This window comes from Moorella sp. E306M (assembly GCF_006538385.1).
Taxonomy (GTDB): domain Bacteria; phylum Bacillota; class DSM-521; order Neomoorellales; family Neomoorellaceae; genus Neomoorella.
Genome location: NZ_BJKO01000001.1, coordinates 280249 through 304550, shown reverse-complemented (window position 1 = coordinate 304550; position 24302 = coordinate 280249). Strand labels below are relative to the sequence as shown.

Here is a 24302-nt window from a genome sequence, read left to right as displayed (position 1 = left end):
TTTTTGAAATCCTACATTGAGATTAATAGCCGAAAGATTGGTACTGATCATCCGGTATATATTGTGGCGGAGATATCTGCCAACCACAACCAAAAATTCGATCAGGCTGTCGAACTCATCAAAGCTGCTAAGGAAGCCGGTGCGGATGCGGTCAAGTTCCAAACATATACACCTGATACCATGACCATCAAGAGCGACAGGCCGGAATTCCGCATTGGGGGCGGAACGTTATGGGATGGCAAAACCCTCTACGACCTCTACGCCGAAGCGTACACTCCCTGGGAATGGCAACCTAAACTCAAGGAAGTGGCCGCAAACCTGGGGCTTGATTTCTTTTCTACCGCTTTTGATCCCACGGCTGTAGACTTTCTAGAAGAAATAGGAGTACTAGTGCATAAGATCGCCTCTTTTGAGATTGTGGATATCCCCCTCATAGAAAAGATGGCTCGTACCGGCAAGCCCCTGATTATCTCTACAGGCATGGCCACCCTGGGAGAGATCAAAGAAGCTGTCCAAGCTGCCCGTAATGCCGGGGCGGTCCAGATTGCTTTGCTTAAATGTACCAGTGCCTATCCTTCTCCGCCTGAAGAAATGAACCTGCGTACCATTCCGCATTTAGCTGAGTCTTTCGGTGTTCCTGTAGGTCTTTCCGATCACACTCTTGGGATGGCCGTACCCGTGGCTGCGGTAGCCCTGGGTGCTTGCATCGTGGAGAAACACTTTACGCTCTCGAGGAACATACCGGGGCCTGACAGCGCTTTTTCACTAGGACCGCACGAGTTCAAGGCAATGGTGGAGGCTATCCGTACAGCAGAGAAGGCCCTGGGTAAAGTTCACTACGGCGTGAGCGAACGAGAAGCCAGGAGCAGAGTTTTCAGACGCTCGCTTTTTGTGGTGAAAGACATGAAGGCTGGCGAAGTATTTACCGAGGAAAATATACGTTCCATTCGTCCAGGACATGGCCTGCATCCGCGGTACTTAAAAGATGTACTGGGACGTAGGGCCACACAAGATATTCCTGCGGGCACCCCGCTAACCTGGAGTATGGTGGGTTGAACGGTGGTCAACCGTGGGTGCTAACCATTTTTCATTATTTACGCATATTTTGGCTATTGTTTAGATTTATTAACCATTTGGTTTTGGCATGCAAAAAATGCATAACTATTTAAATTTTATATAGACATATGAGTGAACATCTAAAACTCTGAAAGGAACTAAATAATTTTGTCCGATTGACGATATTAAAAGATGCGAGAACGGAAGTCATGAAAGATCCTTTTTAGGGGGTGGTAGGTGACCAAAAGCAAAAGGATACTTATTGTTAGAGCATTTTTTATCATGTATCCAGAAGTTATTGCTGAACTAAGGTAACGGCAGGGATGCCAAAATTAATGTCAAGGAGGATGACTTTAGGTGCGTATCAACCAAAACATTTCGGCCCTCAATGCTTACCGGAACTTGACAGTTACCAATAACGCCCTAACCAAATCCATGGAGAAGTTGTCTTCGGGCCTGCGGATCAACCGGGCCGCCGACGATGCCGCCGGGCTGGCCATCAGCGAGAAGATGTGCGGCCAGATAAGGGGCCTAAACCAGGCGGTGCGCAATGCCCAGGATGGTATCTCCTTGATCCAGACGGCTGAAGGGGCATTAAATGAGACCCATAGTATTTTACAACGTATGCGGGAACTGGCGGTGCAGTCGGCCAACGATACCAACACTGCTACTGACCGCTGGGAGATCCAGAAGGAGATAAACCAACTTTCCGAAGAATTGACCCGTATTGCCAATACGACTGAATTCAACACCAAGAACCTTTTAGGCGGCAATTTTAATGGTACATTCCAAATTGGGGCCAATCAAGGGCAGAGTATAACGCTTCAGATCAACGGGATGACGTCAGAAAAACTAAATACACAGAATAGAGCGGCTGCATTAGCTCTGGACGGCGGCGTAACCAAGCTAGCAAGCGCTACAGTTGCTAGTGGCTTCGCTGATGGTGCCTATCAGTTAGAAGTAAGTATCGGAACTTCCGGGACCTATACTTTTAAGTTGTTGGATAGCGAAGGAACTCTTAAGACAAGCGCGAATGTCACTGGCACTGCCAGTTCAGTTAATTTAGTTGTTAGTGGTGCAACTTTAACTATTAAAGCCTCCGGCGGATTTAGTAATGCCGGAATTGCTGAAGGTACAGCAAAAGTATATGTTGTAGGGAAGAATAAAGGAATCAGTGTCATCACCCAGGAAAATGCCAATGATGCTATTACAATTATAAATAACGCCATCGAAGCTGTCTCTGCCGAGCGTGCCAAACTTGGTGCCTATCAGAACCGCCTGGAGCATACCATCGCCAATCTTAGTGTAGCCGCGGAAAACCTGACGGCGGCCGAGTCCCGCATCCGCGATCTAGATATGGCCCAGGAAATGATGGCTTTCACTAGGAACCAGATCCTCTCCCAGGCTGGTACGGCTATGCTGGCCCAGGCCAACGCCCAGCCGCAGACCGTACTGCAACTGTTACGGTAATCTTGAAGCAAAATTATATAATAAAGAAAGCCGGCCTGCAGGGCCGGCTTTCTTTGAAAGCCGGGGGAAAGATGCGGTTAATATTTGATGATGCGGAAATAACCCTAACAGAAGCGACCATTGAAGAAGTGTTACAAGAGGTGGCCCTTCTTACTCGCCAGGCTAATGAAGGGGGCCGTGTTGTGGCCCGTACCCTGGTGGACGGCCAGGAAGTAGCCGATCTGGAGGCTTTCCTCCGGGGGCGCATATACCCGCCGCCGGAAGTTATTAAGATTACCACCCTTACCCCCACCGCCCTGGTAAGCGAGGCGATAAATACTGCCCTTACATTTCTTCCGTCTCTGCACGAGGATATACTGCAGAAGGCCACAAAACTAGTTCAAGGGCAAAATATCGGCGGCGATTCCTGGGCGCGATTCCTGGAGGGGCTGGACTGGCTGAACTCTTTGCTTGCTGGCGTGCTGCAGCACCATCATTTAAGTGAGCCGAAAAAGAAAGAAGTTTCTTTCCTGGCGGAAGAATTGCGGCAGTCTCTAAGGGAAATGGCGGCTGCCTGGGAACAGGGGGATGTGGTAGGGTTGGCTGATGCGCTGGAGTACCGGCTGGCACCATTAATAGATGACTGCCTGGCATTTTTTACCTCATTAAGCAGCGAGGGGGAGCGCCGGTGAATCCAACAGCCAGCCTGATTTATCGCAAAAACGCTCGCCTGTTACAAAGGTATAGCCCGGAGCTGTTTCGCGACCTTGAAAAGGCAAGTTTACCTGACAAATGGCAAGTCATTCTGTCCCGCAGCGGGGAACCCACGGTGATAGTTATTACCCCGGACCAGGAATTCGCCCTGCATAGCCGCTATGATCCGAAACGGGAGGCTGAAACCTGGGCCGGGAGTATTAACGCCGATGCTGAGATGCTGGTCATCCTGGGCCTTGGCCTGGGCTATCACCTGGAGGCATTGCGGCGGTTGCATCCCCGGAAAACCATTCTGGTGCTGGAACCGCAGCTGGAGGCTGTCAAGCTCGCTTTTGCCACCCGAGATATGAGCAGCCTTCTTAAAAGCGGCCAGTTCTATCTCTTGGTTGTACCTGACCCGGGGGATGCAGCGGCCCAACTAGCCGCCATCCTGGCTGAAAACGCCGGTAAAAAGATATCTTTAGAGGCCCTGCCGGCTTACCAGAGGATTTATAAAGAATACTGGCACCGTGTTTGCCAGGAGGTCACCGACAGGCTGCGGCAGCGTCGGGTCAACTGGGCCACTACGGAAAACTTTATGTACCAGTGGTTGTATAATTATCGCCATAATTTTTTCTCCTATATAAATGCACCGGGAGTGAACCGCCTTTTTGATTCTTTTGCCGGCAGGCCGGCGATAATCGTTGCTGCCGGGCCATCGCTGGAAAAAAATATCCACCTCCTGCCGTCACTCAAGGAAAAAGCCCTTATCCTGGCAGCCGGGTCAGCTATCAGGGTTCTGGAGAAAAACGGTATTAAGCCCCACCTCCTGGTTTCTTTTGATCCAGGAGAAGCTAATTACCAGCACTTTGCCGGTTTCGATGGGAGCGATATACCCCTGGTTTACGCGCCGGTCATCTACCCCCGTATTATCCAGGAGTACCCGGGGCCGCTTTTAAGCTGCGAACTAAATGTATCCCCTTTTATTGAGTGGTTTGACGAGAAAATAGGCGACAGAAAAGGCATCCTCATCAGCGGGCCTTCGGTAGCCAACGTTTGCCTCGACCTGGCAGTGAAACTGGGAGCCAACCCTATTATCCTTGTGGGGCAGGACCTGGCCTTTACCAATAATAAAACCCATGCCGACGGCGCCAGGCATCAAAAGAGCATCGATCCTGAAAAGGGTAAGTATATCTGGGTAGAAGATATTTACGGTGGCAAGGTGCCTACCACTACGGCTTTTTATTCTATGCTGGTTTGGTTTGAGCAGTATTTGCGGGCTCTAGAGGGGAAAAGGCTGGTGATTGATGCTACCGAAGGGGGCGCCCGCATCCGAGGGACAGAAGTTATGCCCCTCCAGGAGGTTGCCGGTCGTTACTTGCAACAGGAGTTTGCCCCAGCAAAAATAATCGCGGAAAGGATTGCCGGTTACTCGCCGCCCGGGCCTGATCAAATGCGCCGGTTACGGGAGGCGCTGGATGAACTCGGGACCTCCCGGAAAGACCTGCGGTCCTGTTTTGAAGAGGGGATAAAGGTAGCCCAAAGCTTGCTGGAAAAATGCCAGAAGAGAACGGTAAAACCAGCCAATTATGAGAGGGCAAGGAGAAAATTTGCGAGCTTAGACCGACGCATAACGCAAAATACTTTTTACCGCTTATTTATTATCCAGGGCCTGGCCGCCCGTATCGATGCCATTAACCGGGTCCTTAGTGAAAGGCTGAACGAAGAAAAGGATTTGCCCGCCAAAGGAGGAAAGTTAGCTTCTTTATATTTAACATTCTTCACCGAGGTCGAACGTTACGCCGGCTATACTGAGGCTTTGTTAAAAGAAATAGCAGCAGGACTTGAAGAACGGGAACCAAGACTGTCAGAGGGTGAGACGGGGGACCGGGTTAATCAAAATCAGCGATAGTGTTCTGGCAGTTTGCCCCAAAACGCCTGCGCAGTTCCGCGTCCTTGGCTAAGAGCCGCCGGGTTATGTCCAGCCGCTTTGCTTTGGAGGGTATCATATCGGTATAAGGTTTAATCAAAGCGATTAATTGTTTAATCGTCGCCTGCCGCCCGCTGTCAAGGCCGTATCCATGGCCGTAAGGGAAGGGTTTTAAGCGTAAAGTCAGGCCAAATATCTTTTCCAGATGCTGGCGTAGTAAATCGTTTTCTTGTGCTGTAAAGGCAAAGGTATAAAAAGTAAGGCGCGGGAAGATATAAAAGCCGTCTTTTTTACGGCTATAGTTTATAACCAGGCTGCCATCATCCATAAAAAGGCAGGCCAGGCCTACTGGATGGGTAAGTAATTTTATATTTTCTGGTGTGAGGCATTTGCGATTATTGATGTAGAAGATGTTGTATAACCGGGTAAGAACAGGCAGGGATGGGCTACGCAAATGGTTGTCCTTTGAAATTTTAAAACCCAGTCCTTTCAGCTGTCTGGCTTTCCAAACCCGGTAGTCCCGTTGGGATGGGGCAAAATGTTCGCGATAAAATGCCTGGCGGCTACGCGGTGCGAAACTTAGGCAGCCATCGCCCATTAAGCTACCGACGATGATATTTAGTTCATACGAGTTTAGCTCAAGGTCCGGTAGATTATTTAAATATTTTTCTTCCTTGGCTTGCATCAGTTTTTTATGTAGCTCTTTCTTATAGCTATCGCTTTTTTTAATACCATAACGAGAGGCGAGTTTGCGCAACTTATTTTCGGTTATTCCCAGCTTTTCTGCCAAGAGCTTATTATCGGTATCGGGGTAATGTTGGGCTAAATAGGCTTGCAAGTCTTCATTTGACATCCTCGCACCTACTTTTATCAGGTAGAGAAAGGCTATTTTTAATATACCATACGAACTAATGTGCGTCAATACTCTTGTAGTCTAGAAAAAACGTAATAATCATCTCACAGCTTGACCAGCATCGAGGCGGGTTAAAGTTCCGCAAGGTAAGACTAGCTTTTGCAGATGAAAAGGCAGCTTAATTGTATTGCTTATATTATGGAAGATTCATTATTGGTACTCACTCAATAAGCGTACAAAATTAAGGTCATGCTTTACGGCATTGTACAAACGCTGATCAGCAGTAAAAAACTCGCATCCTTTCAACTGGGCCGCAACGATATAAGCGGCATCATAGGCGGTAATCTGATATTTGCGGCTTAAAGAAAAAACTTTTTCCGCCTCTTTTTCAATATCTATCCATATGATTTGCAAGGAAAAAAAATTCCTTTGCTGTTTTAAATAAAATTTCCTCGCTAATCCTGCCACGTCTGGCAGCTACCAAACAAGCATTGATTAGCTCGAGGACCAGCAATCTTGGCTCGCAAAGGCTGATCCGGCCTAAAGCGTAGTCCAGCATTAATTTCTTGGCCCTGGGGAAAGCTCGTCAGGAAAATAGGCGCAGAGAATAGCGCTGGCATCTGCTACGATGTCCAATGTTCCTACCTCGTTTCCAACTCTTTGCGCGAGTCTTGATATATTTCTCTAGCTGTTATACCCGCATCCTCCATGGCCGCGTAGAGTTCCTGCATAGCAAGAAAATTTTTAATGCGGCGCAGGCTGGCATATTCTTCGTAAGGAAGGAGGGCAGCTACCGGCTTACCACTTTTTTCCAATACCACGTTTTCCCGATCTTCCACTTGACGTATTACTTCAAGAAACTGTTCTTTAGCCTGGCTCACATTCATAGTCAGCATGATTGGACACCTCCACTAACCATATTATGTGACTATTAGAAAATGAAATCAAGCTGTAATTAGTTTTAGTTCAAATTTAAACCTCAAGCAGGACACTTATCTGTCGATATAATCCTCTAGGAGTTATTTTTACCCGCGGGGGTGGCAGTATTGCGGATCGAAGGAGTCGATCCTTTAATCCTAAACCAGGTCCAGAGCCAGACACAGAAACCGGCAGTGCAGGATGCTAAAAAGATTAATGTAGACAGCGAGCAGGAAAAGCGCCGGCAAGAGGGGCAGGCCGGGTATTCCCAGGGTAATTTAGAGCAGGCAGTAGAAAAGCTAAACGCTGCCACGGAGCTTTTCAACATTAAACTGCGCTTTAAGCTTGACCACGAGAAGGGCGAAATATATGTTTTGGTGATAGATGCCAAAGAAGGCAAGATTATCCGCCGCATTCCACCGGAAAACGTTCTGAAAGTAGCCAGCCAGATGCAACAGCTGGTGGGACTGCTCCTGGATGAGCTGATATAAGGGGTGTTCTAATATGGTGGGAAGCCTTTATATTTCCGGCCTGGCTTCGGGGCTGGATACAGACTCTATCATCAACCAGTTAATGGACATCGAAAGAATACCCCTGACCAGGCTGCAGCAGCGCAAAGACCAGTATAACGTGGAGAAAAACGCCTGGCACGATATTTATACACGGTTAAGCAACTTGCAGAGCAAACTCACCGATCTTAAACTTGCCTCCACCTTTACTGGCATGAAAGCCACCTCCAGCAATACCTCTGCATTGACGGCTTCTGCAGCCAGCAACGCTGTGGCCGGAAGTTATAAAGTAGGTATTATCCGGTTAGCCCAGGCCCATAAAGTGGCGAGCGTGGAGCAGTTAACGGCGGACGATAATAACAGCCTGGGTTTTAGTGGTACCTTTACCATTAAAGTAAATGGAATTGTAAGGACGATTACCGTCGATGCCGGTGATAGCCTGAACTCTATCAGCGCTAAAATCAATAAGAGCCCTGATGAAGGGGGAGCGGGGGACATTGTGACGGCCAGCGTCATTGACCACCGGCTTGTCATTGCGAGTAAAACAAGCGGCGCTAATGGGGGAATACAGTTTAATGATGATGCTACGACCCATATATTGAATAGCCTTAAAATAATAGATGCAACCGATACTACCAAGCTCCTGGCAGGTGCAGAGATTGCACGCGCCCAGGATGCCGAATTTACCATCGATGGCCTCACTATAACCCGCTCCTCCAATACCATTACTGATGTCATCCAGGGGGTTACCCTGAACCTCCTGGCTGTAACTGACACCGATGGTAATGGTACCATTGAAGCGGCGGAAACTTTGAGTTTGGATATAGGCAAAGATACCCAAAAAGCCGTCGATGCTGTTAAAGCTATGGTGGATCAATATAACTCGGTTATGGATTTTATCAGTACCAAAGCCGGGGATGAAGGCGATTTACAGGGTGATCCTACCCTGGCGCGGGTGCAGAGTTATTTATGGCAACTGATGACAGCTGAAATAGCAGGCATAACGGGTCCTTACCAGACCCCCTGGAGCATCGGCATTTCCACCGGGGCCACGGTGGGCAGTGCTTCGTTAACATTCGACCGCAGCGGTAAATTAACCCTGGATACGGAAAAACTGACGGCCGCTCTGGAAGATGACCCGGCAGCCGTCATGGCTGTCTTTACCAATGACAGCGGCACCGGGCTGGTTGACAGGCTGGATGATTATCTTACTTCCCTTGTCCGCTCCGGAGATGGCATTATTCCCTCTCGGGAAAAGTCTTTGCAAGATATTATGGACGACCTTGACGACCAGATCGCCCGCATGGAAGACCGGCTTGCTATAAAGGAAGAGCAGCTCCGGCGGCAGTTTACGGCTATGGAGCAGGCCCTGGCGGCTTTGCAGAGCCAGGGGAACTGGCTGGCCGGGCAGATTGCGTCCCTGAGCGCTTACCAGGTAAGGTAGTGTTTTTATTGAAGTAAAAGATACGGATAAGAGAAGGCTCTGCAACCCTGCCCGCAGAGATGACAGGCTTGAACAGCAGTATACGCCGAAATGCGGATAGAGAACGAGGTGCAACTTATGGCTGTAAATAATCCGTACCAGACTTATCAACAAAACCTTGTCCAAACCTTGTCCCAGGAAAAGCTGGTGCTGATGCTTTATGATGGAGCCTTGCGCTTTTGCCGCCAGGGGCTGGTTGCTATGGAAAAAAAGGATTATGCCGGAGTAAGCAATAGCCTGGGCCGGGCCCAGGATATCCTGAGCGAACTGATGGCGACCTTAAACAGGGATGTAGGAGAAATTGCAGAGAACCTCTATAAGCTTTACGACTTCATGTATCGTCACCTGGTCCAGGCTAACGTAAAAAAGAGCGCAACTATGATTAATGAAGTAATCGACCTGTTACAGCAGCTGCGCGACACCTGGGAAGAAGCGACAAAAAAATACCAGTCCCACGATTATCGCACCAGAGTTGGGATGAACTGGCAGGGCTGATAATGAGCGAGATAGAAATAGTGGCCAGGCGGCTTTTGCAGGCGTATTATCAGGAAATAGAACTGATGCAGGTATGGCAGCAAAACTTAGAGCAACAACAGCAAGCCATTCAAGCCGGCGTCTGGGATGAATTAAATAATCTCATAGCAGAAGCCGCTTCCTGGAGGGAAAGGCTGACCCGGGCGCGGCAGGCTACCCGGCAGCTTGAAGAATTCCTGGTATTAGTTTCAGGGTGTGAAGCTCTGGAGTGGGAAAAGATTGAGTTCCTGCCAGAGGCAACCCGCCAGGAGCTGGCCGGGGCTACCCGGCAGGTGCGATCCCTTTGGGAGGAATGCCGGCATTTGCAGGAAGCTAATCTAAAAAATATACAAAAAGCTATGGCAGCGATTAAGTTGGAATTGGAGCAGGTACAAACAGCCCGGCAAATGGCCCGGGCCTACAGACGGGAAAATAAAACCGCTGTACCCCGGTGTCTGGACCGGCGGCTATGAGTTAAGAAGGGGCAGCGAGCGGGGGCAGGAGAAGGAAGACCATGAGCAAGCAGATTGAAATAACAAAACTATCAAGCCGGGGGCAGGTAGTTATCCCGAAAGAGATCCGGCAGCAGCTGGGATGGGAAACGGGCGATCACGTGGCTGTGGAAGTGCAGGGGGATATGGTAATCCTGCGGCGCCTGCAGCTGGAAAGCTGCCGGCAAGAAAGGCACCAGCAGGTGAGGATGAGTTTAATCAAGTAGATGAAGAAACGGGTGCGGGGAAAGCGGTAAAAGCCCGGGGCTAATCTCCCGGTAAAATATCCTGGACGGGAATGTTTAGCCCCGGGAAAGCCAGCGGTGAAATATGGTCGCCGCGCCCGTATTCTTTAACCTCTCTATACCCGGAGGGCGAAGGCAGGCGATAGGCAGTCACCTGCTGCGCCTGCAGGTTAACCAGCCATACTTCCTTAACCCCACCCTTTGCATAGAGGTTTGCCTTTACTTCGCGGTCATAAGCCATCGAAGTGTCGGACACCTCGACTAACAACAATACGTCCTCCGGCCGGGGGTGGAAAGAAGCATAATAATCATCACGGGCCTTAAGCAACATCAAGTCAGGCTGGGGTTCCGAGTGTTGGTCCAGGCGTAAAGGGTTGTTGGTGTCTACCAGGGCATTATCGCCTATTTTGGTGCTAAAGATATGAAGCAGCCGTCTGACACACGCGGCGTGCCTGGTCCCTATCGGCACCATCTCTATAATCTCCCCCTCGATCAGCTCTACCCGGTCGTCTTCTCCCAGGATGCCTGCCCGGGCCATCTGGTAAAACTCCTCAACAGTAAAACGTCGGCGAGGAACCTCGACTGCCGCCATTCTTTAGACCCCCCTTTCTTCTGTCCTTCCCTTAATGTTATATATTATAGCCCTATATCCTTTCCAGGATGATTGTCGTATCTATACCGAATCCCAGGCCGGTTGGGATGGCTATATTATACCACAGTTGGAAGCGAAATCTTTAGAGGAAAGAAAAATAGGAAGCTGTTCCCGGAGGGGTGGAACGGCTCATTTTTTTGGTTGATTTTCTCCCGACATGCAGGAATTTGGCAAATCGTGTTGAATAAATATCGAAAATACAACGGTAAAATTTTCTTACTCCGGGCGTCAAGGGCAAGCTCTCCGAAAGGGGATGCGCGCAAAGCCATGGGTCTAAGGTCCGTGTCTTCCGGGGCAGGGCTTGTACGCTTCTTGTTTCTAGCCCCGGGGTGAAGGACTATGACTGCCAGGCCGCCGTTCCCGGTTCCTTTGAGACGCCCGGTAAACGGGCTTTTCTTTTAGGACTAAAGTCCCAGACTAATTTGGGCCTTAAGCCCGATACCCAAATTCCCATAGAAATGCTAAAGTGGTAACCGCTGGAGAAAAATATCGTTTTTCCGGGAAAGAGGGGGAAACCTGGATGTTTATGACGCCGGCTTTATATGTCCTGGAAAAGGCCCTGGACACGGCGGCTTTACGCCAGCGGGTCATCGCCCACAACATCGCCAACGTCAATACCCCGGGCTTCAAGCGCTATGATGTCTCCTTTGAAGAGAAACTCGGCCAGGCCCTGGGACTGGAGCCGGGTCTAACCCTGTACCGTACGAACCCCTATCATCTGCCGTCAGCCAGTCTGGATCTTACCCCGGAGGTTAATCAGGATAACAGCACCACGATGCGTCAGGACGGCAATAACGTAGATATCGACCGGGAGATGGTCGACCTGGCCCAGAACAGCTTGAACTTTAACTTTGCCGTCCAGCAGCTAAACGGCCGGCTGGCCATGCTGCGCTATGTGATTAACGAAGGGAGGCGGTAGGGGTGGAATTATTGCCGGCCCTGGCTATCAGCGCTTCCGGCCTTACGGCCGAGCGCCTGCGCCTGGATCTCATTGCCAACAATCTAGCCAATATCAATACCACCAGGACACCCCGGGGCGGCCCCTACCGGCGGCAGGTGCCGGTTTTTGCGGAGAAACTGCGGGAAGCGCTGGGACAGTCGCCGGACCAGGCTCCGGGCAGGGGAGTGGAGGTCGCGGCTATTGTTGAGGATAACACGCCGCCCCGCCTGGTATACGACCCGTCGCACCCGGATGCCGACCCTGACGGTTATGTGGCATTGCCCAATATCAATATCGTTAACGAAATGGTGGACATGATCACCGCCACCAGGGCCTATGAGGCCAACGTCACCGTCCTTAATGCGGCCAAGGCCATGACCATGAAGGCCCTGGAGATCGGGCGTTAGAGGTATGGTATGGCTGCCGCCCCAGCCATGAAGTATGAAAATATATGGCTGGGAAAAGGGGCTGGAGGGTACAGGCGGAGGGCGACTTGGTTCGAGGCGTCAGCAAACTCAGCGAAGCCGTAGCGAGGCGGCGGTGAACGGGATGGGGATCGTAACGTGGCTTAGGAATAAGAAGTAGCACACCCCGTGATGCATGATTGAAACGCCAAAAGTTTAGCCACCCCCGCCGCCGAGCAAGGCTGAGCGCTAAGTTTGCTAGCTGAGAACCACCGGAGCCCGGAGGCTGTACCCTCCAGCCTGAAGGAAGCTGGGTTATAACTTTCAGGAGGAAAATGCACATGCTCTATTCACCTGTATCCCTTTTAATGCCGGCTCCCCTTCAGGAGAGCCAGCAGTCCCGGCCCGTTCCCCAGGGTACAGGAGCCGTAGCCGGGTCTTTTGCAGAAATCCTGATGGAAAAACTGGGGGAAATCAATACCCTGCAGCAGCAGGCCGATGCCCTCACCCAGGAGTACCTGGCCGGTAAAATCGAGGACGTTCACCAGGTCATGCTGGCCCTGGAACAGGCCAACCTTTCCCTCCAGCTGGCCGTGCAGGTGCGCAATAAGGTCGTGGAGGCTTACCAGGAAATCTCCCGCATGCAGTTCTAGTGCCGTCCTTGAGCCGGGTCGGTAGCAGCGCGGCACTTGAGGGGAGAGCAGTTGCTTGCCCTGGACCGGCAGGGGGCGGTGCGGCAGGCGGTGAAAGTTAGGTGCAGGGGAGGCATTTTTTCCTGGTAGTGATATTAATTATGGTTAGCAAAGCAATATTGCCTTCCGGGAGCTCAAAATGAAGCTTAAACAAATTCTGGACAGGATAAAAAATTTCTGGCAGGGTTTAACTCCCGGGCGGCGTTCGGCCCTCCTGGCCATCAGTATAGCCGCTCTGCTGGGTGGCGCCTTTTTGCTGCAGTGGCTGCTGAAGCCCCAGTACGCACCACTGTTTACCAATTTGCAGCAGCGTGATGCGGCGGCGGTAGTGGAAAAGTTGAAAGAAATGAAGGTGCCCTACCGGCTGGCCGGCGAGGGGACGACCATCCTGGTGCCCAAGGACCAGCTCTACCAGCTGCGCCTGGACCTGGCCAGTGCCGGGGTTTTAAACAGCGGCCAGGGGTTTGAACTCTTTGACCAGAACAAGCTGGGGATGACCGATTTTGAGCGCAATCTAGATTACCAGCGCGCCCTCCAGGAAGAGCTGCGGCGGACCATCGTTGCCCTGGACGAAGTGGAAGACGCCAGGGTGCACCTGGTCATTCCCCAGCCCAGCGTCTTTCTACAGGAACAGCAGCCGCCTTCGGCGGCGGTAATGCTAAAACTTAAACCCCTGGCCCGTTTAAAACCGGAACAGGTCAAGGGCATCATGGAGCTGGTGGCGGCCAGCGTAGCGGGCCTCAAGCTCGAGAATATCCGCGTTATTGATATGTACGGCAACGTCTTGAGTGACGGCCTGGCCGGCAGCGACGCGGCGCCCTTAAGCCAGAAGCAACAAATCCAGATGGAACTGAAGAGACAGTATGAAAGGGACCTGGAACAGCGATTGCAAGCCATGCTGACCCAGATCCTGGGTCCAGGTAAAGCTGTGGCCATGGTCACCGCCGACCTGAACTTCGACCAGCAGGAAATTAAGCAGACGGTGTGGGGCAAGGAAGGCGCTTTGAGGAGCGAGCAAGTTAAAACGGAGCAGGGCAGTACCGGCGGCACCGGTGGGCCGGCGGGGACGCCGGCCAACACCCAGCCTCCGGTATACCAGGCCCTTAACCCGGCAACGGGGAATTATAATAAATCCGATACTGTTCATAACTATGAGCTTGACCAGACCCAGACCCATACCATCGTGGCTCCCGGCCAGGTAAGGCGGCTTTCTACGGCGGTGGCTGTCAACGGCCCGGTGACCCCGGCCCTGAGAACCCAAATACAAAATATCGTCGCCGCTGCTATAGGCTTCGACCAGGCCCGGGGCGATCAGATTAACGTTGAACCAATACCCTTTGACAACTCCCTGCAGCAGCAGATGGCGGCGGAGATGGAGGCCCGGCAGCAGCGCCAGCAACTGCTCCAGCAGTACCTTCTCTGGGGAGCGGCAGGGCTGGGGGGCTTGCTCTTACTGGTGGTGCTGGTCATGCTTCTGTTACGCCGCCGGCGACAGAAGACTTTACAAGCGGGGCTCCCCGGCGCGGCATTAACAGCTGGCATGCAGGCTGGTGTACCGGTAGAACCCCTGGTAGTTGAGCCGGTAGAACCGGTGGATGTGGAAAAAGAACGCCAGGAAGCCGAACGCAAGGCCAAACTGGAGCGCTTACGGGAAATCATCCGCCAGCGGCCGGAGGATGCAGCCTTACTTATCAGGGCCTGGCTGGCGGAGGACTAGGGGTGGCTTGATTGGCGAAGCAGAAAGCTCTTTCCGGCCTGGAAAAGGCAGCGATTTTTTTGATTACCATCGGGCCGGAGTTATCATCTTTAATTTTAAAACAAATGGCCCAGGAAGATATTGAGCGCATTACTTACCAGATTGCCAACACTACCTCTATCGACCCGGCAACCATGCAGCAGATTGTCGATGAGTTCCTGCAGCTAAGCGATGCCCATACGTTCATCCTCCAGGGAGGGATGAAATATGCCCGCGAGGTGCTGGAAAAAACCCTGGGGCCGGCGCGGGCTTCGGAAATTATAAAAAAACTTATGGCCACTTCCAAAATCCGGCCTTTCAATATGATCCGCAAGGCCGACCCCAAGCAGCTGGTAAACTTTATTTACAACGAGCATCCCCAGACTATAGCCCTGATCCTGGCCTACCTGGAACCCGAGCAGGCAGCGATAGTGTTGGGTGCCCTGCCGGACCAGGTACAGGCCGACGTGGCCAAAAGGATTGCCCTCATGGAGCGGGCTTCCCCGGAAACGCTGCGGGAGCTGGAGAGCATCATGGAACAGCGTTTGTCCTCCCTGGTGGAGCAGGACTTTGCCGTGGCCGGCGGTTTAAAAAGCCTGGTGGACATCTTGAACCGGGCCGACCGCAGCACTGAGCGGACCATCCTGGAAGCTCTGGAACAGGATGACCCTGAACTGGCCGACGAGATCCGCAAGCGCATGTTTGTCTTTGAAGACATCCTGACCCTGGATGATACCTCAATCCGCAGGGTTCTCAGGGAAGTCGATCTCAAAGACCTGGCCCTGGCCCTCAAGGCGGCCAGCGAAGAAGTGGCCAACCGCATTTACCGCAACCTCTCCAAGCGGGCCGGCGAGATGCTCAGAGAGGATATCGAGTACATGGGGCCGGCGCGCCTGCGGGATGTGGAAGAAGCCCAGCAGCGTATTGTCCAGATTATCCGGCGTCTAGACGAAGCCGGCGAGATTATCATCGCCCGGGGAGGCGAAGACGCCATTGTTGTCTAGGATACTCAAAAAAGCTGGAACTGATGGGGGTGAAAGAGAGATCCCCCTGCGCACCCTGCAGGTGGATTCAGCTACAGATTTAACCGGAGAGCAAGAGACAGGTAGCCCCGAAGACCGGACCGTAGTGGAAGCTGCCGCCCGGGAAGTGACTGCTGCCCGGGAAAAGGCGGCCGCCATCCTGGAGCAGGCCCGCCGGGAGGCGGCGGCCATTAGGGAGGCAGCCTTGGAGGAGAGGCAGAAAGCCCTGGAAGAGGGGCGTGCTGCCGGGGAGGCCAAGGGCTATCAGGAGGGTCTGTCCCGGGCGGAGGAGGAAGCTCTTAGTATCCGCCGGGAGGCCGAAGCCGCCCGGGAAGAAGCCCGGCAGGTTCTGGCAGAAGCGCAGAGGGCTTATCAGGAAACAATCAGCGCCGCTGAGGGTGACATTATCGAACTGGCCCTGGCCATTGCCAGTAAAATAATAGGCCAGGAAATAGAACTGCGGCCGGACCTGGTGGTAGAAATGGCCCGCCAGGCAATCCGCCAGGTGGCCGAGGGGCAGAATTACATAATTTACGCCTCCCCGGAGGCAGCCGGGACTATCCGGCAGCGCCGGGCCGAACTCCTGGCGGAAGCAGCGCCGGGGGCGCGGCTCCAGGTAATTGCCGACCCGAGCTTTAAGGCTGGGGGATGCCGGGTAGAGACGGAAAACGGCTTTATCGACGCCGGCGTCGACAGCCAGCTGGAAGAACTGAAAAAGATCTTCCGGTTGGACGCCCGTGCTGCTCATGCAGCACCTGCAGGAGAGGCCTTTTTCCGGGCGGGTGGTCGGCCGTGAGCCTGGCCATCGACCTCACTACCTACCGGCAGCGCCTGGCATCAGCCAGCCTCTGGCGCCGGGGAGGCAAAGTTACCCGGGTGACGGGCCTCACCATCGAAGCCCGGGGCCTCAAGGCTGCCGTAGGCGAGCTTTGCTATATTTATAACAACGGTGCGGCCCCTGTCGTGGCCGAGGTGGTCGGCTTCCGGGAAGAAGTAACCCTCCTCATGCCCCTGGGGGAGCTGGAGGGCATTGGACCCGGCTGTCGGGTGATGGCTGCCGGCCACGGTCACCTCATCCCGGCGGGAAGGGAGCTGATGGGCCGGGTCCTGGACGGCCTCGGACGGCCGATGGATGGGAGGCCCCTTGCAGGGGACGCTCTCCAGCCGGTCAACAATTCTCCTCCCCATCCCCTGGCGCGGCGGCGGATTAAAGAGGTCCTGGCCACCGGGATCAAGGCTATCGACGGCCTCCTCACCTGCGGCTGCGGCCAGCGGGTGGGCATCTTTGCCGGCAGCGGGGTGGGCAAGAGCACCCTCCTGGGGATGATTGCTCGCCACAGCACTGCCGATATCAATGTCATTGCCCTTATCGGCGAGCGGGGCCGGGAGGTACGGGACTTTATCGAAGGCGACCTGGGATCGGAAGGCCTGTCCCGTTCTGTGGTAGTGGTCGCTACTTCCGACCAGCCGGCCCTGGTACGCATTAAAGGTGCCTTTACAGCGACGGCCATTGCCGAGTATTTCCGCGACCAGGGGCAAAACGTCCTCTTGATGATGGACTCTCTCACCCGCTTTGCCATTGCCCAGCGGGAGGTGGGGCTGGCCATTGGCGAGCCGCCAGCCACCAGGGGATATACCCCTTCCGTCTTTGCTTCCCTGCCCCGGCTGGTGGAAAGGGCCGGCAACGGGGCCAAAGGTTCCATTACCGGCCTGTACACGGTGCTGGTGGAAGGCGATGATATGAACGAGCCGGTGGCTGATGCTGTGCGCGGCCTCCTGGACGGCCACATCGTCCTTTCCCGGAAGCTGGCGGCCAGGAACCACTACCCGGCCATTGACGTCCTGCAGAGCATCAGCCGCCTTATGCCGGAAATTACTTCCAGGGAACAACAGGATAAGGCGGGATACCTGCGGGAGTTGCTGGCTGCCTACCAGGAGGCGGAGGATTTAATTGAGATAGGGGCTTACCAGCACGGGTCAAACCCGAAGGTAGACGCGGCGCTGCAATATTATGATGCCATCCAGTCTTTTCTGCGCCAGGACGTAGATGAATACTATGATTTTAACGCCACCCTGGCCGGGCTGTCATCTATATTTACTTAAAGAATAATATCCCAGCTCTAACTTCTCATTTTCTCCATTTCATTTTCGGAGGCGTTACCCGGTGGCCGGTTTTCGCTTTTCCCTGGAAAGGGTACATTCCTACAAGGCATCCCTGGAGGAACAGCTAAAACTGCAGCTGGCCGCGGCCCGCCGCCGCCAGGAAGAAGAAGAGAAGCGCCTGGAACATTACCGCCGGCTGCGGGCCTGCCGCCAGGCCCTTCAGGGGGAGTTAACGGCAGGTGATTTACTCCAGGAAGCAGCGCTGCTGGAAGCCCTGGACAGCCGCATTGCCGGCCAGCAGGAAAAGGTGGCCCGGGCTCGGCTGGCAGTGAGGGAGAAATGCGACCAGGTGCAGGTGGCCATGCGGGAGAGGAAAGTCCTGGACCGCCTGCGCGACCGCCAGCTGGCTATCTACCGCTACGACCTGGCCCGGGAGGAACAAAAACAAATAGATGAGGTGGCAGGCAGCCGCTGCCATCGCTGCTCGGGTGAATAACCTTTCAATAATATACATCGCCGGAAGGGGGTGAAAAAAATGACCGTACAGGCTGTAACAAGAACTGCCGGCTGGGAAGCCCCGGTCCGGGAACGGGATTGGCGTTCAGGCGCAGGAAGCGATTTTGCCCTTTACCTGGCCGGCGTGCTGCACCGGCCTGGCTTAACCCAGTTTGCCGGCAGGCAGGAACTGTCCGGGCAAGATGAGGGCTGGCTAGAAACGGCCGGTAAAGAGGTCGATGCTGTAAGACCCGGGGGCGCCGGCAGGGGCAAAGCCGCTACCATGCCGGAGGACCGGGCGGGCCACAAGGTTTGCGAAACAGGACCGGAGGGTGCCGGTGAAGACCGGACACCGTCCGGGGTGAAATCCCGGCAAGGCGAAAACCAGTCTGTTGCTTTGAAGCAGGAGGAAGCCCCGGCGGGACAGCAGGGAGCTAAAAAGGCGGCAGGAGATCCTGTCGCGTCAGGCGAGCCTGATGCAGCTGCTGGTAAAGCGTCCGCTGCCACCGCCAGGGCCGGCAACTCGCACCGGAGCAACATGCCGGCGGGTAACGGGGCACCGGCAGGTGAGGTTAATCTCTTAAGCAAAGAGGGACCCGGTATCCTTTTTCCCGGCCGGAAAGCAGCCGGCTCTGAGGCTGTCACCGGCAAGTTCGCTGCGTCGGCGGCCACAGCTGCCCAGGGCAAAAAAGTGGCTGCGCTGGCGGCCGGGGAAGGAGCGGCGGTCTTGGCTGCCGCCGGTACCTCCGGAGCAGCGGGGGAAGAGGCAAGCCTTGCGCCGGAAGGTGTACTCATGGCCAGGGGAGATGGCGCGCCGGACTATGGCTCTAAAATAGAGGCCGCGCGCGGCTCAAAGGTCCCTGGCAGCAGGGAGGGTTTCCCGCAACCGCAGGGGATAACCGAAGGACAGGGCCAGGTAAAAGGTGGCGGCGCGTCATTTGCCCGGGCCGCCGGGGACTGGGCCGGTGCTCCAGGTGTGCAAGATGCCTTTAACCCTGCTAATCGCGACCCCGGAAGAAGCCCTGCCGGGGGGCAGAGGGGAACCGGGACTGCCGGTGGGCCGGGGATAGCCGGTAACGACAGCATAGGGGCCGGACAGGGAAGCTTTCCAGCCCTTTTCCCGGGGAACGGCCAGCAGGCCGGCGGGGTGGTATTACCTGTAAGCAACCTGCCGGGGGTTTTGGCCACTATCATGGCTTCAGCCCGGATGAGCCGGTCCGGCAGCCAGCAGGAATTAGAAATCCAGCTCCAGCCGGAAAGCCTGGGGAATATGAAGCTTAAGGCCACCCTGGAAGGAGGTCGGCTGGTCCTGCACCTGCTGGTAGAAAACAGCGAAGCCGCCCGGGCCCTGCAGGCGGCGGTGCCGGAAATGCGCCAGGCTGTTGCCCAGCAAGGTTTACGCCTGGACCAGGTCCAGGTCCAGGTGGGCGGTGAAGGACCCGGCAGCGGTTCTCAGGCCGGGGATAGCGGCGAACAGAGCCGGGGATCACCGGGCTGGTACCGGGGAATGCCGGGCTGGGCAGGACATGAGGAAAAGGAAACAGTTTCTGCCTCCTGGTACCGCCTGGATTACCTGGCGTAGCTATTATCACCAACCCATCCAGCTCGTTTTAAATAACACCTTGAAGCAGTAGGAGGGACCAGCGGTGATTACCAGCAGTGTGACGGCCGCCGGCACGGAGACAGTTACCAGTGTAACTTCCCATGGCTTGAGCAAAGATGATTTCCTGAAGCTCCTGGCAGCCCAACTGACCAACCAGGATCCTCTAAATCCCGTGAGCGACACCGAGTTTATCGCCCAGATGGCCCAATTCAGTGCCCTGGAGCAAATGTATAATCTTAACGAGAATTTCAACCTGCTGCGGCAGGACCTGCAGGAGAGCATGATGCTCCAGGCGGTAAGCATGATGGGCAAAGAGGTAACGGCCGTAGTTGACGACCAGACCTTTACCGGAACGGTCAGTAAAATTAGCTGGACAGCAGAGGGGATCATGCTCCTGGTCGGGGGGCGGCAGGTACCTTTAGAGGCCGTTGCGGAAGTAGCGATGCCCGCAGCCCAGGCGGATACCGCGCCTGCCGGTTAAGTGGCCGCCCGGGGCCGGTTGCAGGGTTCAATAAAGTGCAGGGCGGGTGAGCGCTTTTGAACCGCATCGAGGGGCAGGCTTTAAAACCGTCGGTCGCCCAGGTAGGCAAGGTGCCGGCAGCCGGGATGAGGCCAGGTCAGGATTTCCAGGCCATCCTTAATGAAAAACTGGCGGGCCTGAAGTTTTCCCGCCACGCCAGCGAGCGCCTGGAAAGCCGGAAGATAAATCTCTCACCGGAGCAAATGGCCCGCCTGGAGCAAGGTGTGAACAAGGCCGCCGGTAAAGGTGCCCGGGAGTCCCTGGTCCTGCTGGATGACCTGGCCCTGGTGGTCAGCATTAAGAACCGTACGGTCATCACGGCGGCCAGCAGGCAGGAACTACGGGAGAATGTTTTTACCAATATTGACAGCGCCGTTTTATTGTAGGGCCGGACCCCGGCGGGGAGGCCCGGGGCCGCCGACTGACAGAGGCGGCCCATGCAAGAAAGGGGGAATTTACCATGATGCGTTCGCTTTATTCCGGTGTTTCTGGATTACGTACCCACCAGCTGCGCATGGACGTCATCGGCGACAACATCGCCAATGTTAATACGGTAGGTTTCAAGCGGAGCACAGTGACTTTTAAAGACGTCTTCTACCAGACTCTCAGGGGCGGGGCGGCAAGCGATGCCAGCGGCCTGGGCGGTACCAACCCCCAGCAGATCGGCCTTGGCGTCGCCCTGAACAGTATTGACGTCGTCCATACCCAGGGCGCCGCCGCGTCCACCAACAACGGGACGGATTTGATGATCCAGGGTGACGGGTTTTTCCGGGTTTCTCCCGACGACGGCACGACGATCTATTACACCCGGGCCGGCGCCTTTCATTTTGACAATGAAGGCTTCCTGGTAAATGGTGACGGGTTAAAAGTGCTGGATACAGGTGGCAGTCCGATACAGATTGCGGACATGGCCGATCCAGATACCATGCCCCGGAGTTTCAGCATTGACAATAAGGGCTACGTCCATTATGTAGACAACACTGGAACAGCCCAGACACTTGCCAACCCTATTAGTATAGCCAAGTTTTCCAATCCGGGGGGATTAGAGAAAGTCGGGCAAAACCTATACGCTCGAACGGATAGCTCAGGCGATCCGAGTAATGATCTTGCCCCCGGTACAGGCTCCCTGGCCAACACCACCATCATCCCCTCGGCCCTGGAGATGTCCAACGTTGACCTGGCCCAGGAGTTTACCGACATGATCATTACCGAGCGCGGCTTCCAGGCCAACGCCCGGACCATCACTATCTCCGACCAGATGCTCCAGGAGCTGGTGAACCTGAAGCGCTAGTCTTTTCGCCTTAGAGACAGTAGTGACTGTAAAGCGTTATTTTCGAAGGAGCCACTCATGGCGAGGAGCTGTAACCATCGAGAGCATGAAAATTCCGGGCTGGCATTTGTCTGAAGCGAGCGACTTGGTCTGAGCGGCTAAGCGGCCGCAGGCTGTGCCGAGGGATGATAAGCGGGGCCGAGGACAGGAGGTCCGAGGCCGGATTCTAAAGGCAAAAATGCCGAATAGGCCGGGAACCCCGCCTTAAGCCCTGGCTGACCCAGCACTCAACTCGCAACGGTTTTGTTGCGAAGAGACACCTATTACAAACGAGTTGAGTGCTGGGCGCTCCGCGAGGGCCACGGAGCGAGCCAGACAAAGCCAGCCGGTGATAAGTTCTTTTCGAAGGAGGGCGGCAATGCATATGATCAAGGTTACCACCCTGGACAAGCGGGAGATAATCCTCAATGCCGAACTCATCGAGCGCATCGAGAGTGTTCCCGAAACAGTTATTACCCTTACCAGCGGTAAAAAGGTTTTAGTAAATCAGACGGCAGATGAAGTAATAGCCCGGGTTATTGCCTACCGGCGCCAGATCCTCCAGCCGGCGAGCACCCAGGATGAGGTGGAATAAAGGTTGCGGCGCATTGATTTCATGACCGTGATAGGAATTATTGCTGGAATCGGCCTTATGGGTGGAGCCCTGGTCCTGGGTGGTAACCTCAGGATCTTTTGGAGTGTCCCTTCCCTGATGGTGACGGTGGGGGGATCCTTTGCCGCCGTCCTGATTAATTTCAGCTTCCAGGATGTGAAAAACGTCTTTGCTACGGTAAAACAGGCCTTTACCACCGATCTCATGGAACCCGAGGAACTCATTGAGCTTTTTGGCGAGCTGGCCCGCAAGGCCCGGCGGGAAGGGCTGCTCGCTCTGGAGGATGATGCCAATCGGCTGGATGATCCCTTTTTCAGCAAGGGGATCCAGATGATGGTTGACGCCATGGAACCGGAGATGATCCGGGAGATCCTGGAAACGGACATGGCCTATATGGCCCGCCGCCACGAGAACGGTCAGGCCATCTTTAAAACCTGGGGGAATCTCGCCCCGGCCTTTGGTATGATCGGTACCCTTATGGGCCTGGTGCAGATGCTGGCCAAACTGGATAAACCGGAGGCCCTGGGGCCCAGCATGGCCCTGGCCCTGATCACCACCTTTTACGGCGCCATCATGGCATACATGATTTTCATCCCGCTGGCAGGCAAACTCAGCCTGCGCAGCGAGCAGGAGATGATGCTGCATCAGATGATGCTGGAAGGTATCATCTCCATCCAGTCCGGCGTCAACCCGCGCATCCTGGAAGAGCGATTGCGTTCCTTCCTGCCAGCCAAACCCCGGCAGCGGCAGGCCAGTGCAGGGGAAATAACCCGGGAAGAAGTCACCGGCAGGCAAATTTAAGAATATGAGGAAGGAACTGACCTGACCATGGCCATCAAAAAGGAGCGAAAGAAGGTAGAAGAAGGCGCGCCGGCATGGATGACTACATACTCCGACCTCATGACCCAGCTAGTGGTCTTTTTCGTCCTCCTTTTTTCCTTTTCCGTTTTGAACCAGCAAAAATTCCAGCAGTTTATTGCTTCCTACCAGGGAATGGGAATTTTGGACGGGGGTGTGTCGCCTATCGTCGAAACGGAGCCGGCGCCCCTTGATTACCCGCAGAATATTGATACGCCGGAGGCAACTGCCGCTCTGGCCAGGGCCAGGGAGATGATGGAGACCTACCAGACGGTCAAAAACTTCCTAGCGGCCAGCGGCCTGGAGTCTATGGTTGAAGTGCGCTACGAGGAACAGGGCATTGCCCTGGACATCAAAGAGCGTATCCTCTTTGATTCCGGCAAGGCGGATTTAAAGCCCGAGGCTGCCAGGTTGCTGGACAAACTGGCGGAACTTTTAGTACGGATACCCAATGAGGTGCGCGTCGAAGGCCATACGGACAACCGTCCCATCCATACCCTCCAGTTTCCTACCAACTGGGAGTTGTCCACAGCCCGGGCCGCCCGGGTGGTGCGCTATTTTATTGAGGAACATCATTTAAAACCGGAGCGTTTTGTAGCCGTAGGCTACGGTGAATACCGTCCCCTTTATCCCAACGACACTCCGGAGCATATGGCGGAAAACCGGCGCGTAGTATTGCTGATAGGGGCCACTCAGTAGCTCCGGTAAGATGCGGGACACAGCTGCAGTGAAGAAAGAGGTGGAGAAATGCCCCCCAGAGACGAAGCAGAAAAAAAAGAGAAGCAGGGCCGGCCATGGTTAACCATTGCTTTGCTCCTGGTAATCCTCCTTTTGAGCGGGGGTTACGTTTACTACTTTTTTTTCGGCGGCAGCAAGGGCGTGACAGCAGCGGCACCGGCCGGCAAACAGGCGTCGGTAATTATGCAGAAAATGAGCCTGGAGCCCATTGTTGTCAACCTGGCCGATCCGGGCCTGCGCCGCTACCTGCGGGCGAAGATTACCCTGGAGTATAGTGATGCAAGATTGACTACAGAACTCAATGAAAAACTCTACCGCATCCGCGATACCCTTATTTCGGTGCTGCGCAGCAAAAAGACCGATGACCTGCAAAATGAGGACGCCCTGAAGCGGGAACTTTTGACGGCCATTAATGCGCAGCTTATTGGCGGACAGGTTCAGGGTCTTTATTTTGAGGAATTTATCATCCAGTAGGAGA

The 24302-nt window shown here is 54.4% G+C and carries 29 protein-coding genes and 1 riboswitch; of the genes, 25 read left to right on the top strand and 4 right to left on the bottom strand.

Translation table 11 applies throughout. The features are described 5' to 3' along the window. Positions 1-3: 3 nt before the first annotated feature. The 4 genes from pseI (at position 4) to FLZ89_RS01550 (ending at position 5110) form a co-directional block, all read left to right on the top strand. On the top strand, positions 4-1056 hold the full coding sequence (gene pseI, locus FLZ89_RS01565; RefSeq protein WP_141265607.1) for a pseudaminic acid synthase: 1053 nt from the start codon (positions 4-6) through the stop codon (positions 1054-1056). A gap of 357 nt (positions 1057-1413) precedes the next feature. Beyond that, on the top strand, positions 1414-2526 hold the full coding sequence (locus tag FLZ89_RS01560; protein WP_141304187.1) for a flagellin: 1113 nt from the start codon (positions 1414-1416) through the stop codon (positions 2524-2526). 71 nt (positions 2527-2597) lie between these two features. Further along, a complete protein-coding gene (locus tag FLZ89_RS01555) occupies positions 2598-3197 on the top strand; it encodes a hypothetical protein (protein ID WP_141265609.1) in 600 nt (199 codons plus the stop codon). Beyond that, a complete protein-coding gene (locus tag FLZ89_RS01550) occupies positions 3194-5110 on the top strand; it encodes a motility associated factor glycosyltransferase family protein (protein ID WP_141265610.1) in 1917 nt (638 codons plus the stop codon). The genes FLZ89_RS01555 and FLZ89_RS01550 overlap by 4 nt, the downstream gene beginning before the upstream one ends. Here the strand turns inward: FLZ89_RS01550 and FLZ89_RS01545 are convergent. The 3 genes from FLZ89_RS01545 to FLZ89_RS01535 form a co-directional block, all read right to left on the bottom strand. Continuing rightward, positions 5091-5981 carry an endonuclease gene (locus tag FLZ89_RS01545; protein WP_141265611.1) on the bottom strand — a complete coding sequence of 297 codons (891 nt, stop codon included), beginning with the start codon at positions 5979-5981 and terminating at the stop codon, positions 5091-5093. The genes FLZ89_RS01550 and FLZ89_RS01545 overlap by 20 nt on opposite strands. Positions 5982-6191: 210 nt before the next feature. After that, positions 6192-6449: a type II toxin-antitoxin system VapC family toxin gene (locus FLZ89_RS01540; protein WP_141265612.1), complete on the bottom strand. Its 258-nt coding sequence runs from the start codon at positions 6447-6449 to the stop codon at positions 6192-6194. A gap of 173 nt (positions 6450-6622) precedes the next feature. Next, a complete protein-coding gene (locus FLZ89_RS01535) occupies positions 6623-6877 on the bottom strand; it encodes a type II toxin-antitoxin system Phd/YefM family antitoxin (RefSeq protein ID WP_141265613.1) in 255 nt (84 codons plus the stop codon). Positions 6878-7027: 150 nt separating this feature from the next. Here FLZ89_RS01535 and FLZ89_RS01530 point away from each other — a divergent pair, with 150 nt between their 5' ends. From FLZ89_RS01530 to FLZ89_RS01510, 5 genes are all read left to right on the top strand, one after another. Next, entirely contained in the window at positions 7028-7390 is a 363-nt protein-coding gene (locus FLZ89_RS01530; protein ID WP_141265614.1) for a flagellar protein FlaG, read from the top strand. 13 nt (positions 7391-7403) lie between these two features. Further along, positions 7404-8852 carry a flagellar filament capping protein FliD gene (fliD, locus tag FLZ89_RS01525; RefSeq protein ID WP_141265615.1) on the top strand — a complete coding sequence of 483 codons (1449 nt, stop codon included), beginning with the start codon at positions 7404-7406 and terminating at the stop codon, positions 8850-8852. A gap of 90 nt (positions 8853-8942) precedes the next feature. Further along, positions 8943-9386 carry a flagellar export chaperone FliS gene (fliS, locus tag FLZ89_RS01520; protein WP_253256373.1) on the top strand — a complete coding sequence of 148 codons (444 nt, stop codon included), beginning with the start codon at positions 8943-8945 and terminating at the stop codon, positions 9384-9386. Between the two features lie 2 nt (positions 9387-9388). Beyond that, positions 9389-9877, top strand: coding sequence for a flagellar export chaperone FlgN (gene flgN, locus FLZ89_RS01515; protein ID WP_141265617.1), 489 nt, complete (start codon positions 9389-9391; stop codon positions 9875-9877). Between the two features lie 41 nt (positions 9878-9918). Further along, positions 9919-10122: an AbrB/MazE/SpoVT family DNA-binding domain-containing protein gene (locus FLZ89_RS01510; protein ID WP_141265618.1), complete on the top strand. Its 204-nt coding sequence runs from the start codon at positions 9919-9921 to the stop codon at positions 10120-10122. Positions 10123-10162: 40 nt separating this feature from the next. On the opposite strand, the gene FLZ89_RS01505 is transcribed toward FLZ89_RS01510, so the two are convergent. Then, positions 10163-10732 carry a Uma2 family endonuclease gene (locus tag FLZ89_RS01505; RefSeq protein ID WP_141265619.1) on the bottom strand — a complete coding sequence of 190 codons (570 nt, stop codon included), beginning with the start codon at positions 10730-10732 and terminating at the stop codon, positions 10163-10165. A gap of 283 nt (positions 10733-11015) precedes the next feature. Next, positions 11016-11151: riboswitch (cyclic di-GMP riboswitch) on the top strand. Between the two features lie 161 nt (positions 11152-11312). On the opposite strand from FLZ89_RS01505, the gene flgB reads away from it, so the two are divergent. The 16 genes from flgB (at position 11313) to FLZ89_RS01425 (ending at position 24298) form a co-directional block, all read left to right on the top strand. Then, positions 11313-11711: a flagellar basal body rod protein FlgB gene (flgB, locus tag FLZ89_RS01500; RefSeq protein ID WP_141265620.1), complete on the top strand. Its 399-nt coding sequence runs from the start codon at positions 11313-11315 to the stop codon at positions 11709-11711. Positions 11712-11713: 2 nt separating this feature from the next. Continuing rightward, positions 11714-12139 (top strand): flagellar basal body rod protein FlgC, encoded by a 426-nt coding sequence (gene flgC, locus FLZ89_RS01495; protein WP_141265621.1) that lies wholly within the window; start codon positions 11714-11716, stop codon positions 12137-12139. 338 nt (positions 12140-12477) lie between these two features. Further along, positions 12478-12789 carry a flagellar hook-basal body complex protein FliE gene (gene fliE, locus FLZ89_RS01490; protein WP_141304186.1) on the top strand — a complete coding sequence of 104 codons (312 nt, stop codon included), beginning with the start codon at positions 12478-12480 and terminating at the stop codon, positions 12787-12789. Between the two features lie 178 nt (positions 12790-12967). Next, on the top strand, positions 12968-14545 hold the full coding sequence (gene fliF / locus FLZ89_RS01485) for a flagellar basal-body MS-ring/collar protein FliF (protein ID WP_141265623.1): 1578 nt from the start codon (positions 12968-12970) through the stop codon (positions 14543-14545). 11 nt (positions 14546-14556) lie between these two features. Further along, positions 14557-15567 carry a flagellar motor switch protein FliG gene (gene fliG, locus FLZ89_RS01480; protein ID WP_141265624.1) on the top strand — a complete coding sequence of 337 codons (1011 nt, stop codon included), beginning with the start codon at positions 14557-14559 and terminating at the stop codon, positions 15565-15567. Continuing rightward, complete coding sequence (locus tag FLZ89_RS01475; RefSeq protein ID WP_172613388.1) at positions 15557-16381, top strand: FliH/SctL family protein; 825 nt, start codon at positions 15557-15559, stop codon at positions 16379-16381. The genes fliG and FLZ89_RS01475 overlap by 11 nt, the downstream gene beginning before the upstream one ends. Continuing rightward, complete coding sequence (gene fliI / locus FLZ89_RS01470; RefSeq protein ID WP_141304185.1) at positions 16378-17688, top strand: flagellar protein export ATPase FliI; 1311 nt, start codon at positions 16378-16380, stop codon at positions 17686-17688. Before FLZ89_RS01475 ends, fliI begins: the two co-directional genes overlap by 4 nt. Before the next feature lie 61 nt (positions 17689-17749). Next, positions 17750-18184 (top strand): flagellar export protein FliJ, encoded by a 435-nt coding sequence (fliJ, locus tag FLZ89_RS01465; RefSeq protein WP_141304184.1) that lies wholly within the window; start codon positions 17750-17752, stop codon positions 18182-18184. 39 nt (positions 18185-18223) lie between these two features. Beyond that, a complete protein-coding gene (locus FLZ89_RS01460; protein WP_141304183.1) occupies positions 18224-19765 on the top strand; it encodes a flagellar hook-length control protein FliK in 1542 nt (513 codons plus the stop codon). A 64-nt stretch (positions 19766-19829) separates the two neighbouring features. Next, complete coding sequence (locus FLZ89_RS01455; protein WP_141304182.1) at positions 19830-20267, top strand: flagellar hook capping FlgD N-terminal domain-containing protein; 438 nt, start codon at positions 19830-19832, stop codon at positions 20265-20267. A 56-nt stretch (positions 20268-20323) separates the two neighbouring features. Continuing rightward, a complete protein-coding gene (locus tag FLZ89_RS01450; protein WP_253256372.1) occupies positions 20324-20692 on the top strand; it encodes a TIGR02530 family flagellar biosynthesis protein in 369 nt (122 codons plus the stop codon). 74 nt (positions 20693-20766) lie between these two features. Beyond that, complete coding sequence (locus FLZ89_RS01445; RefSeq protein WP_141304181.1) at positions 20767-21597, top strand: flagellar hook-basal body complex protein; 831 nt, start codon at positions 20767-20769, stop codon at positions 21595-21597. Positions 21598-21994: 397 nt separating this feature from the next. Next, positions 21995-22210, top strand: coding sequence for a flagellar FlbD family protein (locus FLZ89_RS01440; RefSeq protein WP_277997536.1), 216 nt, complete (start codon positions 21995-21997; stop codon positions 22208-22210). A gap of 3 nt (positions 22211-22213) precedes the next feature. Beyond that, positions 22214-23029: a motility protein A gene (locus tag FLZ89_RS01435; RefSeq protein WP_141265631.1), complete on the top strand. Its 816-nt coding sequence runs from the start codon at positions 22214-22216 to the stop codon at positions 23027-23029. 27 nt (positions 23030-23056) lie between these two features. Then, complete coding sequence (locus FLZ89_RS01430) at positions 23057-23785, top strand: OmpA family protein (protein ID WP_141304180.1); 729 nt, start codon at positions 23057-23059, stop codon at positions 23783-23785. Positions 23786-23833: 48 nt separating this feature from the next. Then, entirely contained in the window at positions 23834-24298 is a 465-nt protein-coding gene (locus tag FLZ89_RS01425) for a flagellar basal body-associated FliL family protein (protein ID WP_141304179.1), read from the top strand. Positions 24299-24302: the final 4 nt, after the last annotated feature.

Coding starts and splice junctions, on each gene's coding strand:
- FLZ89_RS01555 (WP_141265609.1), top strand. CDS start 2,598: ATGCGGTTAATATTTGATGATGCGGAAATAACCCTAACAGAAGCGACC.
- FLZ89_RS01545 (WP_141265611.1), bottom strand. CDS start 5,981: ATGTCAAATGAAGACTTGCAAGCCTATTTAGCCCAACATTACCCCGAT.
- FLZ89_RS01535 (WP_141265613.1), bottom strand. CDS start 6,877: ATGCTGACTATGAATGTGAGCCAGGCTAAAGAACAGTTTCTTGAAGTA.
- fliD (WP_141265615.1), top strand. CDS start 7,404: ATGGTGGGAAGCCTTTATATTTCCGGCCTGGCTTCGGGGCTGGATACA.
- fliS (WP_253256373.1), top strand. CDS start 8,943: ATGCGGATAGAGAACGAGGTGCAACTTATGGCTGTAAATAATCCGTAC.
- flgN (WP_141265617.1), top strand. CDS start 9,389: ATGAGCGAGATAGAAATAGTGGCCAGGCGGCTTTTGCAGGCGTATTAT.
- FLZ89_RS01510 (WP_141265618.1), top strand. CDS start 9,919: ATGAGCAAGCAGATTGAAATAACAAAACTATCAAGCCGGGGGCAGGTA.
- FLZ89_RS01505 (WP_141265619.1), bottom strand. CDS start 10,732: ATGGCGGCAGTCGAGGTTCCTCGCCGACGTTTTACTGTTGAGGAGTTT.
- flgB (WP_141265620.1), top strand. CDS start 11,313: ATGTTTATGACGCCGGCTTTATATGTCCTGGAAAAGGCCCTGGACACG.
- fliE (WP_141304186.1), top strand. CDS start 12,478: ATGCTCTATTCACCTGTATCCCTTTTAATGCCGGCTCCCCTTCAGGAG.
- fliF (WP_141265623.1), top strand. CDS start 12,968: ATGAAGCTTAAACAAATTCTGGACAGGATAAAAAATTTCTGGCAGGGT.
- FLZ89_RS01460 (WP_141304183.1), top strand. CDS start 18,224: ATGACCGTACAGGCTGTAACAAGAACTGCCGGCTGGGAAGCCCCGGTC.
- FLZ89_RS01445 (WP_141304181.1), top strand. CDS start 20,767: ATGATGCGTTCGCTTTATTCCGGTGTTTCTGGATTACGTACCCACCAG.
- FLZ89_RS01440 (WP_277997536.1), top strand. CDS start 21,995: ATGCATATGATCAAGGTTACCACCCTGGACAAGCGGGAGATAATCCTC.
- FLZ89_RS01430 (WP_141304180.1), top strand. CDS start 23,057: ATGGCCATCAAAAAGGAGCGAAAGAAGGTAGAAGAAGGCGCGCCGGCA.
- FLZ89_RS01425 (WP_141304179.1), top strand. CDS start 23,834: ATGCCCCCCAGAGACGAAGCAGAAAAAAAAGAGAAGCAGGGCCGGCCA.